24 protein-coding genes and 1 tRNA gene are annotated in these 14,534 nt (G+C 35.2%); 5 read left to right on the top strand and 20 right to left on the bottom strand.

Annotation, left to right across the window (positions count from 1 at the left end; all coding sequences use genetic code 11):
• Positions 1-43: 43 nt before the first annotated feature.
• From JJ847_03330 to JJ847_03235, 20 genes are all read right to left on the bottom strand, one after another.
• Positions 44-592, bottom strand: coding sequence for an adenylate kinase (locus JJ847_03330; GenBank protein MBO6959915.1), 549 nt, complete (start codon positions 590-592; stop codon positions 44-46).
• Positions 592-1,911 (bottom strand): preprotein translocase subunit SecY, encoded by a 1,320-nt coding sequence (secY, locus tag JJ847_03325; protein MBO6959914.1) that lies wholly within the window; start codon positions 1,909-1,911, stop codon positions 592-594. Before secY ends, JJ847_03330 begins: the two co-directional genes overlap by 1 nt.
• Before the next feature lie 30 nt (positions 1,912-1,941).
• Positions 1,942-2,400, bottom strand: coding sequence for a 50S ribosomal protein L15 (locus JJ847_03320; GenBank protein ID MBO6959913.1), 459 nt, complete (start codon positions 2,398-2,400; stop codon positions 1,942-1,944).
• A 5-nt stretch (positions 2,401-2,405) separates the two neighbouring features.
• A complete protein-coding gene (gene rpsE / locus JJ847_03315) occupies positions 2,406-3,026 on the bottom strand; it encodes a 30S ribosomal protein S5 (protein ID MBO6959912.1) in 621 nt (206 codons plus the stop codon).
• Positions 3,027-3,041: 15 nt separating this feature from the next.
• Entirely contained in the window at positions 3,042-3,410 is a 369-nt protein-coding gene (locus JJ847_03310; GenBank protein MBO6959911.1) for a 50S ribosomal protein L18, read from the bottom strand.
• Between the two features lie 14 nt (positions 3,411-3,424).
• Positions 3,425-3,964 carry a 50S ribosomal protein L6 gene (gene rplF / locus JJ847_03305; GenBank protein MBO6959910.1) on the bottom strand — a complete coding sequence of 180 codons (540 nt, stop codon included), beginning with the start codon at positions 3,962-3,964 and terminating at the stop codon, positions 3,425-3,427.
• 12 nt (positions 3,965-3,976) lie between these two features.
• The gene (rpsH, locus tag JJ847_03300) at positions 3,977-4,378 is read right to left on the bottom strand and encodes a 30S ribosomal protein S8 (GenBank protein ID MBO6959909.1); all 402 of its coding nucleotides are present in this window, start codon (positions 4,376-4,378) and stop codon (positions 3,977-3,979) included.
• 9 nt (positions 4,379-4,387) lie between these two features.
• Complete coding sequence (gene rplE / locus JJ847_03295) at positions 4,388-4,927, bottom strand: 50S ribosomal protein L5 (GenBank protein MBO6959908.1); 540 nt, start codon at positions 4,925-4,927, stop codon at positions 4,388-4,390.
• Positions 4,928-5,001: 74 nt separating this feature from the next.
• A complete protein-coding gene (locus tag JJ847_03290) occupies positions 5,002-5,358 on the bottom strand; it encodes a 50S ribosomal protein L24 (protein MBO6959907.1) in 357 nt (118 codons plus the stop codon).
• Positions 5,359-5,724, bottom strand: a complete 366-nt coding sequence (gene rplN, locus JJ847_03285; protein ID MBO6959906.1) for a 50S ribosomal protein L14 — start codon at positions 5,722-5,724, stop codon at positions 5,359-5,361.
• Positions 5,721-5,987, bottom strand: coding sequence for a 30S ribosomal protein S17 (gene rpsQ, locus JJ847_03280; protein ID MBO6959905.1), 267 nt, complete (start codon positions 5,985-5,987; stop codon positions 5,721-5,723). Before rpsQ ends, rplN begins: the two co-directional genes overlap by 4 nt.
• Positions 5,988-5,996: 9 nt before the next feature.
• Complete coding sequence (locus JJ847_03275) at positions 5,997-6,215, bottom strand: 50S ribosomal protein L29 (GenBank protein MBO6959904.1); 219 nt, start codon at positions 6,213-6,215, stop codon at positions 5,997-5,999.
• Positions 6,212-6,694 (bottom strand): 50S ribosomal protein L16, encoded by a 483-nt coding sequence (rplP, locus tag JJ847_03270; GenBank protein ID MBO6959903.1) that lies wholly within the window; start codon positions 6,692-6,694, stop codon positions 6,212-6,214. Before rplP ends, JJ847_03275 begins: the two co-directional genes overlap by 4 nt.
• An 11-nt stretch (positions 6,695-6,705) precedes the next feature.
• The gene (gene rpsC / locus JJ847_03265) at positions 6,706-7,437 is read right to left on the bottom strand and encodes a 30S ribosomal protein S3 (protein ID MBO6959902.1); all 732 of its coding nucleotides are present in this window, start codon (positions 7,435-7,437) and stop codon (positions 6,706-6,708) included.
• Positions 7,437-7,823: a 50S ribosomal protein L22 gene (rplV, locus tag JJ847_03260; GenBank protein ID MBO6959901.1), complete on the bottom strand. Its 387-nt coding sequence runs from the start codon at positions 7,821-7,823 to the stop codon at positions 7,437-7,439. The genes rpsC and rplV overlap by 1 nt, the downstream gene beginning before the upstream one ends.
• On the bottom strand, positions 7,820-8,098 hold the full coding sequence (gene rpsS / locus JJ847_03255) for a 30S ribosomal protein S19 (GenBank protein MBO6959900.1): 279 nt from the start codon (positions 8,096-8,098) through the stop codon (positions 7,820-7,822). The genes rplV and rpsS overlap by 4 nt, the downstream gene beginning before the upstream one ends.
• A 37-nt stretch (positions 8,099-8,135) precedes the next feature.
• The gene (gene rplB, locus JJ847_03250; protein ID MBO6959899.1) at positions 8,136-8,999 is read right to left on the bottom strand and encodes a 50S ribosomal protein L2; all 864 of its coding nucleotides are present in this window, start codon (positions 8,997-8,999) and stop codon (positions 8,136-8,138) included.
• A 12-nt stretch (positions 9,000-9,011) separates the two neighbouring features.
• Positions 9,012-9,314, bottom strand: a complete 303-nt coding sequence (locus tag JJ847_03245; GenBank protein ID MBO6959898.1) for a 50S ribosomal protein L23 — start codon at positions 9,312-9,314, stop codon at positions 9,012-9,014.
• Entirely contained in the window at positions 9,311-9,943 is a 633-nt protein-coding gene (gene rplD, locus JJ847_03240) for a 50S ribosomal protein L4 (protein ID MBO6959897.1), read from the bottom strand. Before rplD ends, JJ847_03245 begins: the two co-directional genes overlap by 4 nt.
• Positions 9,940-10,593, bottom strand: a complete 654-nt coding sequence (locus tag JJ847_03235; GenBank protein ID MBO6959896.1) for a 50S ribosomal protein L3 — start codon at positions 10,591-10,593, stop codon at positions 9,940-9,942. The genes rplD and JJ847_03235 overlap by 4 nt, the downstream gene beginning before the upstream one ends.
• Before the next feature lie 280 nt (positions 10,594-10,873).
• Here JJ847_03235 and JJ847_03230 point away from each other — a divergent pair, with 280 nt between their 5' ends.
• From JJ847_03230 to recA, 5 genes are all read left to right on the top strand, one after another.
• A complete protein-coding gene (locus JJ847_03230; protein ID MBO6959895.1) occupies positions 10,874-11,344 on the top strand; it encodes an NAD(P)H-quinone oxidoreductase subunit N in 471 nt (156 codons plus the stop codon).
• 11 nt (positions 11,345-11,355) lie between these two features.
• On the top strand, positions 11,356-12,363 hold the full coding sequence (locus JJ847_03225) for a 4Fe-4S binding protein (protein ID MBO6959894.1): 1,008 nt from the start codon (positions 11,356-11,358) through the stop codon (positions 12,361-12,363).
• Between the two features lie 94 nt (positions 12,364-12,457).
• Positions 12,458-12,529, top strand: a tRNA-Gln gene (locus tag JJ847_03220).
• A 16-nt stretch (positions 12,530-12,545) separates the two neighbouring features.
• A complete protein-coding gene (locus JJ847_03215) occupies positions 12,546-13,322 on the top strand; it encodes an HAD family hydrolase (GenBank protein ID MBO6959893.1) in 777 nt (258 codons plus the stop codon).
• 112 nt (positions 13,323-13,434) lie between these two features.
• Positions 13,435-14,532: a recombinase RecA gene (gene recA / locus JJ847_03210; GenBank protein MBO6959892.1), complete on the top strand. Its 1,098-nt coding sequence runs from the start codon at positions 13,435-13,437 to the stop codon at positions 14,530-14,532.
• The last annotated feature ends 2 nt before the right edge of the window (positions 14,533-14,534 follow it).

Raw genomic sequence — 14,534 nt, 5'->3', positions numbered from 1 at the left:
GGGTTTTACAAATAAAACATTGATACTATATTCTACATCATCGTCAAGCCATTTTTTGTTTGATATCAGAGGAAATGGTTTTTAAATCTCTATCGGCATTAATATATTCCAGCAAAGCAAGATCCTTAAAATATTGAATCAACGGTTCTGTTGTTTTTTTATAAATGTTAACTCTTGTTCTGATAGTCTCTTCAGTATCATCTTTTCTCCCTCTCAAAAGCAAACGCTTAATAAGAACTTCTTCTGGAATATCTAAGTAAAAAACTACTTCTAAAGGTTGATTTATTTCAATTAAAACCTCATTCAATGAATTAGCTTGAGATAAATTTCTTGGGTAGCCATCTAAAATCCAACCTTTATTATCCTTATCTAAATTTTGCCTTACTATTTTTAATACGAGATCGTCACTGACAAGTTCGCCCCGATTAATTACATCCTTTACCTGTCTACCAAGAATAGTATTCATTTCAATTTCTTTTCTTAATAATTCTCCTGTGGAAAGATGCAAATAAGAGTTGGTTTTACTAAGTAATTCTGCCTGAGTCCCTTTTCCAGCACCAGGAGCGCCTAAAAATAGTAAATGTTTTTTCATTAATTGTTAATTAATCCCTCATATCTTTGAGAAATAACATAAGTTTGAATTTGCTTTGCAGTATCAATAGCAACACCCACAAGAATAAGTAATGAAGTTGCTCCTAAACCTTGGAAAGTTTGGACATTTGTCGCTCTCTCTACTGCAGCAGGAATAATAGCTACTGAACCAAGAAATAATCCACCTAATAAAGTCAACCTATTTTGTATCCCTGATAAGTAGTTAGCTGTATTAGTTCCTGGTCTAACTCCTGGAATTGCTACTCCCCCTTTTTTTAAATTTGAAGCCACATCGACTGGATTAATCGTAAGGGATGCATAAAAATAAGAGAATCCCAAAATCAATGAGAAGAAAGTAAGAGCATATGGCCATGGATTTGAGGATCCTGGATTTAAACTACTAGCTAACTTGATTAGGACTGGATTACCAGTAACATTTGCAATTGTTATGGGTAAGAAAATTAAGGCAGAAGCGAATATAATCGGCATGACTCCACCTGCATTTAACTTTAAAGGTAAATAACTTTGCCTTGTAGGAAGTAATGTTGCATTTCCTATTTGCCTTTTTGCACTAACAATAGGAATACGTCTAGCCCCCTCCTGGACAAATATTATCCCGACAATTGTAAGTAAAAACACTCCAAGCAAAACTGCGATGCCCAAAACATCTCCTCTATCCCCAGTTTGAGCTTTTTCAATGGTTGAACTTAAAGCCTTTGGCAAAGTTGAGACAATATTCAAAAAAATAACCAATGAGGCTCCTTGTCCTATCCCTTTCTCTGTAATAATTTCACTAAACCACATCACTAACATTGAGCCAGTAACTAAGGCGATGGAAGTTTGCAAAACAAATGTGGTTTCGCTAATACCTTGAATTGCATATTGACGAAGGATTAAAGAAAAAATAATACTCTGTAGAAGCCCCCATCCTAAAGAAACATATCTAGTTATTTGCGCTATTTTCCTTCTACCCGCTTCTCCCTCATTTTTTTGCAAATCTTCAAGAACAGGTAATGAAGCTGTAAGAAGCTGAATAATAATTGATGCGTTTATAAAAGGAAGGATACCTAAAGCAAAAATTCCAAGTGTCGAAATTCCCCCACCAGTAAAAATGTCTAAAAAGCCAATTAATTGACCGCCTTGATCTATGAAACTCTTAAAAGCAACCCTATCAATACCAGGCATAGGAATATAGATGCCAAGTCTTACTAAAAGAAGGAGACCTAGAGTTGTTAAAACTCTACTCCTTAGCTCTTTATTTAAAAATAATTGAGAAAGTATTTCAGAAGCGCTAGGATTTCGACTTTTGTTAACAAACATTTTAAAGCTTAACTAAATTTTTGAATAAATTTATTTTTTATTTAAAAGCTCGCAAGTTCCACCTGCATCTTCAATTTTTTGTTTTGCAACTTTTGTGAATGCATGAGCTTGGACTGTTAGCTTTGCATTAACTTCACCATTACCAAGAATTTTCAAAGGAAACTTTGGCTTAAAAATAAGTCCTTTTTTCACTAGTGAATCAAGGTTAACAGTATCGTTATCTTTAAAATTATTTAATTTATCTAAATTAATGATTGAAAAGTTTTTTTGATTAATTATTTCAAAGTGCTTTAATTTTGGAACTCTTCTATATAAGGGCATTTGTCCACCTTCAAAACCTGGTCTTGTAGGTCTACCAGAACGCGACTTTTGGCCTCTCATTCCAAATCCGCAAGAAGCACCCTGCCCAGCAGCAATACCTCTACCCTTTCTTAATTTTTTCTTCCTAGAGCCAGAGTTTGGTTTAAGTGTATTTAATGTTGAGGTCATAATTTTTAAGAATAGAGTTGTTCGAGTGAGATTCCTCTCTCTCTTGAGGCAGATTTGTGTGTTCTTAATTGAGAGAGAGCTACCATGGCAGCTCTTGCATTATTTAAAGGTGTTTTACTACCTAATCTTTTTGCTAAAACATTTTTAATTCCTGCTAATTCTAAAACTGTTCTAATTGAACCGCCAGCTATTACGCCTGTACCTGGAGCTGCTGGTCTAATAAGTACATTAGCTGCACCATCTCTACCTTTAGATAAGGTTGGTATTGAATTGTTTGGAGTTAACGGAACCCTAACAAGATTTTTTTTACCATCTGAAACTCCTTTTCTAACAGCACCAATGACATCTCCAGCTTTACCAACTCCAACTCCAACTTGTCCTTTCTCATTACCAACAACAACAATTGCTCTAAAACTCATTTTTTTTCCACCTTTAACAGTTTTAGATACGCGTCTTATTTGAACAACTCTTTCTTGCCAATCAGAATCTCTATCTAGATTTTTTGAATCACCTCTTCTATTTTTTTTTCGATCATTACGATTATTCTTTTTTTGTTCTACAGGCATAGCTGCAGGAACATTATCGTTCTTGGACTCAATTTCTTGTTTTGTTGGAGTGTCAGTCATAGTAAAAATTAAGGGTTAAAATTCTAGGCCGGCTTCACGAGCAGCGTCTGCAAGTGCCTTTACTCTACCGTGATATAAATTACCTCCACGGTCAAAAATCACTTGCTTAATACCTTTTTTTATCGCTCTCTTTGCAAGTAATTTGCCAACAATTGAAGAAGAATTACAATCAGAAGGTAATTTTTCAGATTTTTCTCTTAGTTCCTTATCAACAGTTGAAGCTGAGCAAATAGTTTTTTGAGCGCTATCGTCTATAACCTGGGCATAAATATGGTTATTAGATCGAAAAACAGACAATCTTGGACGCGTTGCATCTCCAATTAAGAATCTCCTTAATCTTCTATGTCTTTTTTGGGTTTGTAATTTCCTGGAAAGTTTGGTCATTTTTTTAATTGGAATTATTTTTTGCCAGATTTACCAGCTTTTCTGAGAATTCTCTCATCATGGTATTTAATTCCTTTACCTTTATATGGTTCTGGGGGTCTAATTGATCTGATTTTTGCCGCTTCATTGCCAACAATTTCTTTATCAATTCCAGATACGGTAACGTTTGTATTACTCTCAACTTTGTATGTTATACCATCAGGGGGGATCATTTCTACAGGATGACTATATCCTGCACTTACAACTAGATTTTTACCTTTTACTTGTGCTCTTGATCCAACGCCAACAATTTCTAGTTTCTTTGAAAAACCTTGAGTAACCCCTTCAACCATATTTGCAATTAAGGCTCTACATAAACCATGTCTCTGTCTTGAGTATAGTTTGGTTGTACTAGGACTTACGATAATAGTATTATCTTTCTTATCAAAACTAACTCCCTCAGGCATGTGACGTTTTAACTCACCCTTAGGGCCTTTCACAGTCACTGTTAATCCATCAAAATCAACTGTAACTTTATCTGGAATAAGTACTGGTGTTTTTCCAATTCTTGACATGATTAAATCTCCTTAGTAAACATAGCAGAGGACTTCACCGCCAATACCTTGCTTCCTAGCATCGCGATCACTCATGACGCCTTTAGAAGTTGAAATTATGGCAACTCCGAGACCTCCAAGAACTTTTGGTAAACCTCTAGTATTTTTATAAATTCTCAAACCAGGTTTACTTACTCTTTGCATAGATCGGATAGTAGGAAATTTGTTTTTACCACTATATTTGAGGCCAAGTATTATTTGTGATTTATAACCTTCACCTTCCTCATTAATATCAGAAATGAACCCCTCTTTTTGAAGCACTTTAGCGATACTTAAGGACATTTTTGAACCTGGAATTGTTGTGGTTGTATGCTTTTTCTGACTCGCATTTCTAATTCGAGTTAGCATATCTGAAATAGGATCGTGATTTGACATAGTTTTAATTTAATTCTTACTAAAAGGCATTCCTAACTCCTGCAAAAGAGCTTTACCTTCTTGATCTGATTTTGCACTAGTGACAATAGTTATATCCATACCTCTTATTGAATCTATTTTGTCAAAAGAGATTTCAGGAAAAATCAATTGCTCTTTCACACCAACGGTGTAATTCCCTCTCCCATCAAAACTTTTTGGATTCACTCCTCTAAAGTCTCTTATTCTTGGTAAAGCTAGATTTATAAATCTCTCCAAAAAGGAATACATCCTGTCTCCTCTTAAAGTTACAGTACAACCAATCGGCATGCCTTCACGAATTTTAAAACCCGCGATAGCTTTTTTGGCCCTAGTTACTAAGGCCTTTTGTCCTGTAATTGTTGCCATTTCATTTAAAGAGGCTTCTAGAGCTTTCGAATTTGAAGCTGCCTCACCAAGACCTCTGTTAACGTTGACTTTGACAACTTTAGGTACTTGATGAATATTTTTAAGACCAAGGTCTTTTAAAAGTTTTGGTCTAATTGATTCTTTGTAGCGATTTTTTAGAGTCATAATTTTTTGTTAATTCTGGTCTTTGTCAGAATTGATAAATTAGAAAAAGTTGAAATCTAGTTTCTGATGAAAAATTAATCAATTACTTCACCAGTTTTCTTCAATCTTCTCTTCTTAACCCCCTCTTTATCAATAAAGTATTCAATCTTACTTATAAGATTTTTATCTTTTGAAAAGAACATTACATTTGATGCATGTAAAGAGGCTTCTTCAGTAAGTATTCTTCCAGTTTCTCCTTCCTGAGTTGGTTTTACGTGTTTAGTCCTAAGATTAATTCCCTTAACTACTACTCTATTTTCAAGAGGGATAGTTTTTAAAACCTCACCAGTTTTCCCTTTGTCCTTGCCATTAATTACTTTTACTAAATCTCCAGTTTTGATTCTCATTTTTATTCTATGAAAATTTTTCTTTTGTTTTAATGAATCCAACATTTAAATCACCTCCGGAGCAAGAGAAACAATCTTTGTATAATTTTTATCCCGCAGTTCTCTGGCTACAGGACCAAAGACTCTAGTACCTTTTGGATTCTTATCTTCATTAATTAATACTGCAGCATTGTCATCAAATCTGATTGAATTACCAGTATTTCTTCTTAATGTTGCTTTAGTTCTGACGATAACAGCTTTAACAACTTCAGATTTCTTAACTCCCATATTAGGAAGAGCATCTTTTACAGTTGCTACGATTACATCCCCAACATGTGCATACCTTCTATTAGAGCCTAAAACTCTTATACATTGAAGTCTTTTAGCTCCGCTATTATCAGCAACTGTTAAATAAGTTTCTTGTTGAATCATTTTTTAACCTCCTTAGCCTGACTTGTTTTATTGAGAATCTCTTCTATTGCCCATCTTTTGTGAGCGCTTAGCGGTCTAGTTTCTCTAATTTTAACTCGATCACCTAAGACACATGTATTTTCAGGGTCATGAGCCTTGTACCGTGTAGTTCTACTTACAATTTTTTTATAAGTGGGATGTGGAAATCTGTTAATAACAGCAACAACAACTGTTTTATCCATTTTGTCGCTGACAACAGTACCAATTCTTTCTTTAAGTGCCATAACTAATAATTAATCAGAAGTAGTTTTAGAAGCAGATTGACTCTTACTGAGAGTTAGTAATTGCGCAACTTGTTTCTTGATGATTTTAAATTTATGAGTTTCATTGAGCTGTCTAGTAGCTTGCTTGAATCTCAAATCAAAAAGATCTTTTCGTAATTGGTCAATCTTTTCGGTAATTTGATCAGAATTTAATTTTTTAAATTCTTTAAGAGACTCTGAGTTTTTCATTGTTTAACCTCCTCTTGAGATTTTTTACTATTTTTTGTATTTTCTTGGGAGGAATCTTCTAGATTTTTTTGAATGGAGATAAATTTAGTTTTTACTGGCAGTTTGTACTGAGCAAGACGCATAGCTTCCTTTGCAATTTCCTCAGTGATATCCTCACCACCCATTTCAAATAGTATTCTTCCAGGTTTTACAACTGCGACCCAGAACTCTGGATTACCTTTACCTGAACCCATTCGAGTTTCAGCAGGTCTCATGGTTACAGGTTTATCAGGAAATATTCTTATCCAGATTTGACCACCACGTTTGATATATCTTGTCATAGCTCTTCTACTTGCTTCAATCTGACGTGCAGTTACCCATCCACAGTCTTGAGCTTGGAGAGCAAATTGACCAAATGCGATAGTATTACCTTTTGAGGCTACCCCTCTCATTCTGCCTCTATGTTGTTTGCGGAATTTAGTACGTTTTGGACTAAGCATTTTTATACCTCCTATGAATTCTCATTTGAACGATCCTCAAATTGCTGAGGTCTTCTACTAGCTTTCCTTTTAGGGCTCGCACCCACAGGGATAGTTTGTTCTTCTTTAGGGAGAACTTCACCCTTAAAAACCCAAACTTTAATGCCGAGGACACCGTAAGTTGTATTAGCTTCACGTGTTGCATAGTCAATTTCAGCTCTCAAAGTATGTAATGGTACTCTACCTTCTCTCGTCCATTCAGTTCTAGCTATTTCAGCACCATTCAACCTTCCCCCTACTTGAATTTTAAGACCTAAGACCCCAGCCCTTTGAGCCCTTTGTAAGGCCATCCTTATAGTTCTTCTAAAGGCAACCCTTTTTTCTAGTTGTTGCGCGATATATTCAGCTAGTAAAAAAGCATCGGCATCTACGCGTTCAACTTCAACAACGTTTATTCTGACTTGTCTTGTCCTATCCCCTATAGTTTTTTGAATGCCAGATCTTAACTCTTCAATACCACTCCCTTGTCTACCAACTATAACTCCTGGTCTTGCTGTTTTTAATTCAAGTTCAAGTTGGTCAGCTTTTCTAGCTATTAAAACATCGCTAATACCCGCTGCTCCATATTTTTTTTGTATGAAAGTACGAATTTTGAAATCCTCTTGGAGAAGAATTGGATATGTTTTAGAAGTAGCAAACCACTTAGAGCGATGCTCTTGTGTAATTCCTAATCTCAGTCCAGAAGGATGTATTTTGTGTCCCATTAGTTTTGTACCTCCGCATTAGTTTGAATAGGAGCAGATTCTACAGAAATACTTATGTGGCAAGTCTGTTTTTTAATTGAAAAAGCTCGACCTTGAGCTCTGGGCCTATACCTTTTCATTACAGGACCATTATTAGCCCATGCAGAAGAAATCACTAAAGTAGATGGATCCATTCCAAGGTTGTGTTCTGCATTGGCGACCGCTGATCTTAGAACTTTAGTAATAGGGTCTGTAGATCTGTAAGGCATAAATTCCAACATAATCAATGCATCTCTATAAGACCTACCCCTTATCTGATCCAAAACTCTTCTTACTTTAGAGGCTGATCCGCGAACATAATTCCCATGTGCAACGGCTTTTTTTTGTGTTTCAGGTGTTTTTGTCATGATTTTGCTCCTTTCTTATCTCTTATATGACCTCGGTAAGTGCGCGTAGGAGCAAATTCACCGAGTTTATGACCAATCATTTGTTCAGTAATAAATACTGGAATGTGAGTCTTGCCATTATGTACAGCGATTGTGTGACCGATCATTAAAGGTAAAATCGTAGAAGATCTCGACCAAGTTTTGATAACAGACTTGTCATTATCAGTATTTTGTTTTTCTACCTTCTTGAGCAAGCTATCTGCTATAAAAGGTCCTTTTTTTAGTGAACGTCCCATGATTATGTAATAGAAATTGAAATAATAGATGAAGTAATCAAGAGTCTCTTCCTCCTCTACTCCTCTTAGAAACTCGACGACGTCTTCGAACTACTAATTTATTACTTGGTTTGTTCTTTTTACGTGTCTTTAATCCAAGAGCGGGTTTACCCCAGGGAGTAACTGGACCTGCTCTACCAATTGGCGCTTTTCCCTCTCCTCCTCCATGTGGATGATCACATGGGTTCATGACACTACCTCTTACTTGAGGCCTTCTTCCAAGCCATCTTCTTCTTCCTGCTTTACCTAAGCTAGTATTTCTTATTTCAGAATTACCAACTTCTCCAAGAGTTGCATAGCATTCTTTTCTTACAAGTCTTACCTCAGTAGATGGGAGTTTTAAAGCAACATAATCTCCCTCTTTTGCCATAACTTGAGCACTAGCTCCTGCGGATCTAACCATCTGAGCACCCCTACCTGCATATAACTCTACACAATGAACACTAGATCCCAATGGCATAACAGAAAGTGGCATTGCATTTCCGTCTTCAATTGGAACATTTTCTCCGGAAATAACATTTTGTCCGACTTTTACTCCTGCTGGCGCGATAATATATCTTTTTTCCCCATCTTCATAGAATAAAAGTGCCAACCTTGCATTTCTGTGAGGATCGTAGTGTATAGCTGCAATTTTAGCGTTAATGTTTCTTTTATCTCTTCTAAAGTCGACTAATCTATATTGCCTTTTGTGACCACCACCACGATGACGACAAGTAATAACTCCACGATTATTCCTACCTTTAACTCTATGTTTTGAAACTATTAGTGATCTTTCAGGTTTTGCACTTGTTATTTCACTAAAGTCAGTAACTACTCTCTGCCTAGTGCCAGGTGTATAAGGTTTAAATTTACGAATTGCCATGATTAAAACTCCTTAAGATTCTGGAAATAGTTGGATTTTGTCTCCTTCAGCAAGACGTACAATTGCTTTCTTGACCTGAGAACGTTTACCGGAAAATTTCCCGACTCTTCTTGTTCTCCTAGGAGGATTCATAGTGTTAACTCCTATGACTTTAACACTGAACAAGGCTTCAATAGCTGCCTTGATTTGTGGTTTTGCAGCTCTATGATCTACTTCAAAAGTATATTGATTAAGATCCAGTGCATTTGTAGCTTTCTCAGTAATAACTGGCTTCCGTATTACATCAGCTAAACGAGAATCAAATAATTTACTCATGATGCATAAACCTCCTGAATTTTATCTATTGCTGATTGACCTATTACCAATTTATTAGCATTAAGAATATCAAATACATTTAATTGATCGGCGGCGATTAATTTAACTTTTTCAATATTATTAATGGATTTTTTTATAACATCGGATGGACTATCAAGAATAACCAAAACTTTTTCAGTTTTTTGTATACCTAATCGAGCAAGGCCATTGATGATATCACTTGTTTTAGGCTTCTTTAGAGTAGATCCAAAATCTTCAACAGCCTTTATATCAGATACTCTGGACATAAGTGCCGTTCTTAGAGCTAATCTACGTTCCTTACGATTCATATCAAGATTGTAAGAACGCGGCTTCGGTCCAAAAATAATACCGCCACCAGGTCTTAAAGGTGTCCTTATTGATCCTTGACGAGCTCTTCCTGTACCTTTCTGTTTGTATGGCTTTCTACCTCCCCCACGCACTTCAGATCTTGTCAAAGTTGATGCAGTACCCTGTCTTTTATTAGCTAGTTGCCTAAGAACCGCTCTATGGATTAAATCTGCCGAAGAAGTTTCTTTAGCAACTGCTAAATCAATAGTAACTTTGCCGGATTTTTTACCATCCCACTTAAGAGTTTCAAGTGTTGTCATGATTTTTCACCTCCTTTTTTGCCTACAACATTGTTTGGCTTAATATTGACAATTGAGCCAGGCTTACCTGGGACAGAACCCTTTACTACAAGCAAGTTTTTCTGATCATCAATTTTTAGAACTAATAAACCTTTAGTAGTAATCTGTTTTCCTCCATATCTTCCTGCCATTCTTTTTCCAGGATAAATTCTGCCTGGAGTTGTACCTGCCCCTGTAGATCCAGGTGCTCTATGATTTTTTGAACCATGACTCATAGGACCTCTGCTAAAACCATGTCTTTTCTGGTAACCAGCAAAACCTCTGCCCATTGATTTCCCACTGATATCAACTTTTTGGCCAACTTCAAAGTTTTTTACGGTTATTTGATTTCCAATTTCATAGGATGAACTTTCTTCAACTCTGTATTCTTTTAGATGCTTAAGGAGTTCTACCCCTGACTTTAATAAATGGCCTTTCTCAGGCTTACTAATATGCTTATCTTTTGACGAACCATAACCTATCTGGACGGCAGTATAACCATCCAAAGCTACTGTTTTCAATTGAGTGACGCGGCATGGTCCTGCCTCGATGAGAGTAACTGGTACTGCGTTACCTTTATCGTCGAAAAGTTGGGACATGCCCAATTTCTTTCCTAAAATTCCAATAGACATAAAACTAAATTTGCTAGCTTGTAATGATTTTTCAATTAACTGGGCCTTTTTAGTTTGAGAGGTTAAGTTAACAAAAAAACTATTAATTAGGTTGAGACTTTTCTAAAATTAAGATAGTTTCCCTTGGGTCAAACCCACCTGAATTTTTTTAACGAAACGCTAAAAATGTGAAATTTTGTAGAGGCTCGGCTAGCTTAAGAGCTTAAAAAAATTCACTGAATCACAATTGTACATCATCAAGTACCATAAAATAAATACAATACAAATAAAAAAAGTTTTTATGCCATTACTGCTCACAGGAAAGAAATTTCATAGCGATTTAAAAACGAACAAATGTCTCGCAATTTTTGCACCTCTTGAGGGTGGTTATGAAACTCGTCTTTTGAGAAGAATGAGGGCTAAGGGTTTTAAAACGTTTATAACCTCCGCCAGAGGGCTTGGAGATCCTGAAGTCTTTCTACTAAAATTGCATGGAATTAGGCCACCTCACCTTGGGCACCAAAGTGTAGGAAGAAACGGAGCTCTCGGAGAAGTTCAACAAGTTATCCCACAGGCTTCAGAATTATTTAATGAAAATGATAAACATAAACTACTTTGGTTGTTAGAGGGGCAAGTATTGTCTCAATCTGAATTAGAGAGCCTAATAGAAATTTGTACTAAAGACAATAAACTAAAAATTGTTGTTGAAATGGGGGGGGCAAGGAAACTTGAATGGAAGTCATTAAATAATTATATTTTGGATGAATTTTAAAGTTAAATTTTTTGATTAAAACTAAAAATAAAAAAAATAAATGGATTAAATTAATTTGTGGCGCCAGTAATGAAGATATTGTTGCTATTGAAGACTTATGTGCAATTTATACTGCAGCTGGAGTCGATTACATAGATGTTGCAGCTGAAGAATCTATAGTTCATGCTGCAAAAAAAGGAATCGAGTGGGCAAAAGAATTATTTCAAAACTCTCCCGGATTAATGATAAGCATTAGTGATGGTAATGATATCCACTTTCGTAAAGCAAAATTTGATCCAACGAGTTGCCCACCCCATTGTCCTAGACCGTGCGAAAAAGTTTGCCCCACCTTTGCAATAGATAATTTTGGGATCAAAGAGAGTAAATGTTATGGGTGTGGAAGATGTATCAATAGTTGTCCGTTAAATCTTATTAGTGAATATGAATATAATTTGTCAAAACATGATTTAGCATCAAAACTTAAAAAAATAAAGCCTGATGCAGTAGAGATTCATACAGAAATAAATCGCATAGATGCTTTTGTAAAAGTTGCAGATATCCTTAAAAATTCTAAAACAAAACTAAAAAAGATATCTATCAGCTGCGGATTAAATCAATCGGAAACAAAATCGCATGGACCCAAAGATCTTTTGAAAGCTCTTTGGGAAAGATATGAAGTTCTTAATGATCTAAATATTCCCCTTATTTGGCAACTAGATGGAAGGCCAATGTCGGGCGATCTCTCTCGAAATACTAGTAGAGATGCAGTTAAGTTGTTTGAAAGAATCGGTTCAGATCTTCCACCAGGATTAATTCAATTAGCAGGGGGAACAAATGAAAAGACTCATGAATTTTTGAAATCAAATCATCTTCCAGATGGAATAGCATTTGGAAGTTCTGCAAGAAAAATTATGCAGCCCCTTATTGAATTTGCTCACAAAAATAATAAAAAACTCTACGAGGATCCTGAAAGGATGGCTATTGCAATCAAAAAAGCTCATAAATTCCTAGAGCCATGGAAATCTAACCAATTCAAATAATATTTTTCTTTTTTAATACCTGCTCATTGTTTATAAAAACTTTGTATTTTTTTGATAGAAAAAAATCTTTTCATGTATTAAACTAAAAGATCAATGGGCCGTCGCCAAGTGGTAAGGCATCGGGTTTTGGTCTCGACATTCCTAGGTTCGAATCCTAGCGGCCCAGTCCTAACATTCAATTAGTGTCTGATCAAAAAGTATTTTTATTTGATTTTGATGGAGTCATAGTTGATGGAATGAATGAATATTGGCATAGCTCTTTATTAGCCTGTGAAAAATATTTAAATTCACCAAACATCCAAGTTGATCAAAAACTTTATAAAAAGATACCAAATACTTTCATAGAAGTTAGACCTTGGGTTAAATACGGTTGGGAAATGGTTGTAATAGTTCACGAAATTATAAAAAAAGAAAATCCATTAAACAATTTTAATAAAGTTGATTACGTCAATAAATATCATCAAAATTGTCAGAGAATATTAAAAGATAATTGTTGGATCGCAGAAGATTTACAGAAAATTTTAGATAAGTCTCGGAAGTACCAAATTGAAAAAGATTTTAAGAAGTGGGTGAATTTACACAATCCATTTTTTGAAGTTATAAATTTTATGGAAGAATTAAATAAAAAAGAAATAAAAACCGGAATAATAACCACAAAAGGAAAAGTATTTGCTGAAAAAATTCTTAAAGAATTAAATATTTTTCCAGAATTTATATTTGGTTATGAATCCGGGACAAAAATAAAAATAGCAGAAGATCTTAGTCAAAATTATGAAATCATAGGCTTCATAGAAGATAGAAAAAAAACTCTAATTGATATCAAGGAGAATTCAGAAACTTCCTATATTCCTTGTTTTCTAGCTGATTGGGGATATCTAAAAGAATCAGATAGATATGATCTTAATAAAGGGATAAAATTATTAAAATTAGGCAATCTAAAGAAATTAGTTGCAATTTAAAGATCATCAGTTAGAGTACGGATGTACTATAACTTGTAATTATGAAGTTGGGTTTAAAAAAATTTATCCAAATATAAAATAATTACAAGAATTTTAATTGATAAGTCAAACAATGAGTCTTGAAGAAAAGAAAAAAATTGAATCAAAAGAAAAAGACAAGGCATTAAGTCTCGTCTTAGGTCAAATAGAAAGAAATTTTGGACGTGGTTCAATAATGAGACTTGGTGACGCTTCAAGAATGAAAGTAGAAACAATATCTACTGGAGCTCTCACCTTAGATTTAGCATTAGGAGGAGGATATCCAAAAGGAAGGGTAGTAGAAGTTTACGGGCCAGAAAGCTCAGGAAAGACTACGTTAACGCTTCACGCAATTGCAGAGGTCCAAAAAAATGGAGGAGTAGCTGCATTTGTAGATGCTGAGCATGCACTGGATCCAGTTTATGCAGCCTCCTTAGGAGTTGATGTTGAAAACTTATTAGTTTCACAACCAGACACTGGAGAAATGGCTCTAGAGATCGTTGACCAGCTTATAAGATCAAGTGCTGTAGACCTCGTCGTTGTTGACTCAGTAGCAGCACTAACTCCTAGAGCGGAAATAGAAGGCGAAATGGGAGATCACGTCATTGGAAGCCAAGCAAGGCTAATGAGTCAAGCTATGAGAAAAATAACCGGAAATATCGGCAAATCAGGATGTACAGTAATATTTCTGAATCAATTACGATTAAAAATTGGCGTTACATACGGAAATCCCGAAACAACCACAGGAGGTAATGCATTAAAATTTTATGCCTCAGTGAGGCTTGATATCAGAAGAATTCAAACACTTAAAAGAGGTACAGAAGAATACGGCATAAGAGCGAAAGTGAAAGTAGCAAAAAACAAAGTTGCGCCACCATTTAGAATTGCAGAGTTTGATATTCTCTTCGGAAAAGGTATTAGTACAACTGGATGCTTATTAGATTTAGCAGAGGAGACTAATATAATAATAAGGAGAGGGGCTTGGTATAGCTATGAAGGAGAAAATATTGGTCAAGGAAGAGATAATACAATTATTTGGCTTGATCAAAATTTAGACATCAGAAATAAAGTTGAATCTATGGTTAAGGATAAATTAACAGAAGGGACAGAAGTAAGCTCTAATTCAATGAAAGCCCTAAATAGTAATGCTGCTAATACGATCGGTGTTAATGATATAAAAACAGTTGCTTAGTT

It is taken from the genome of Prochlorococcus marinus CUG1438 (assembly GCA_017644325.1).
Taxonomy (GTDB): Bacteria; Cyanobacteriota; Cyanobacteriia; order PCC-6307; family Cyanobiaceae; genus Prochlorococcus_A; species Prochlorococcus_A marinus_AA.
This window is presented reverse-complemented; position numbering and strand designations above follow the sequence as displayed.

What these genes read in the sequence shown, in the direction of transcription:
- JJ847_03330 (MBO6959915.1), bottom strand. Translation starts at nt 592, where the DNA reads ATGAAAAAACATTTACTATTTTTAGGCGCTCCTGGTGCTGGAAAAGGG.
- secY (MBO6959914.1), bottom strand. Translation starts at nt 1,911, where the DNA reads ATGTTTGTTAACAAAAGTCGAAATCCTAGCGCTTCTGAAATACTTTCT.
- JJ847_03320 (MBO6959913.1), bottom strand. Translation starts at nt 2,400, where the DNA reads ATGACCTCAACATTAAATACACTTAAACCAAACTCTGGCTCTAGGAAG.
- rpsE (MBO6959912.1), bottom strand. Translation starts at nt 3,026, where the DNA reads ATGACTGACACTCCAACAAAACAAGAAATTGAGTCCAAGAACGATAAT.
- JJ847_03310 (MBO6959911.1), bottom strand. Translation starts at nt 3,410, where the DNA reads ATGACCAAACTTTCCAGGAAATTACAAACCCAAAAAAGACATAGAAGA.
- rplF (MBO6959910.1), bottom strand. Translation starts at nt 3,964, where the DNA reads ATGTCAAGAATTGGAAAAACACCAGTACTTATTCCAGATAAAGTTACA.
- rpsH (MBO6959909.1), bottom strand. Translation starts at nt 4,378, where the DNA reads ATGTCAAATCACGATCCTATTTCAGATATGCTAACTCGAATTAGAAAT.
- rplE (MBO6959908.1), bottom strand. Translation starts at nt 4,927, where the DNA reads ATGACTCTAAAAAATCGCTACAAAGAATCAATTAGACCAAAACTTTTA.
- JJ847_03290 (MBO6959907.1), bottom strand. Translation starts at nt 5,358, where the DNA reads ATGTTGGATTCATTAAAACAAAAGAAAAATTTTCATAGAATAAAAATG.
- rplN (MBO6959906.1), bottom strand. Translation starts at nt 5,724, where the DNA reads ATGATTCAACAAGAAACTTATTTAACAGTTGCTGATAATAGCGGAGCT.
- rpsQ (MBO6959905.1), bottom strand. Translation starts at nt 5,987, where the DNA reads ATGGCACTTAAAGAAAGAATTGGTACTGTTGTCAGCGACAAAATGGAT.
- JJ847_03275 (MBO6959904.1), bottom strand. Translation starts at nt 6,215, where the DNA reads ATGAAAAACTCAGAGTCTCTTAAAGAATTTAAAAAATTAAATTCTGAT.
- rplP (MBO6959903.1), bottom strand. Translation starts at nt 6,694, where the DNA reads ATGCTTAGTCCAAAACGTACTAAATTCCGCAAACAACATAGAGGCAGA.
- rpsC (MBO6959902.1), bottom strand. Translation starts at nt 7,437, where the DNA reads ATGGGACACAAAATACATCCTTCTGGACTGAGATTAGGAATTACACAA.
- rplV (MBO6959901.1), bottom strand. Translation starts at nt 7,823, where the DNA reads ATGACAAAAACACCTGAAACACAAAAAAAAGCCGTTGCACATGGGAAT.
- rpsS (MBO6959900.1), bottom strand. Translation starts at nt 8,098, where the DNA reads ATGGGACGTTCACTAAAAAAAGGACCTTTTATAGCAGATAGCTTGCTC.
- rplB (MBO6959899.1), bottom strand. Translation starts at nt 8,999, where the DNA reads ATGGCAATTCGTAAATTTAAACCTTATACACCTGGCACTAGGCAGAGA.
- JJ847_03245 (MBO6959898.1), bottom strand. Translation starts at nt 9,314, where the DNA reads ATGAGTAAATTATTTGATTCTCGTTTAGCTGATGTAATACGGAAGCCA.
- rplD (MBO6959897.1), bottom strand. Translation starts at nt 9,943, where the DNA reads ATGACAACACTTGAAACTCTTAAGTGGGATGGTAAAAAATCCGGCAAA.
- JJ847_03235 (MBO6959896.1), bottom strand. Translation starts at nt 10,593, where the DNA reads ATGTCTATTGGAATTTTAGGAAAGAAATTGGGCATGTCCCAACTTTTC.
- JJ847_03230 (MBO6959895.1), top strand. Translation starts at nt 10,874, where the DNA reads ATGCCATTACTGCTCACAGGAAAGAAATTTCATAGCGATTTAAAAACG.
- recA (MBO6959892.1), top strand. Translation starts at nt 13,435, where the DNA reads ATGAGTCTTGAAGAAAAGAAAAAAATTGAATCAAAAGAAAAAGACAAG.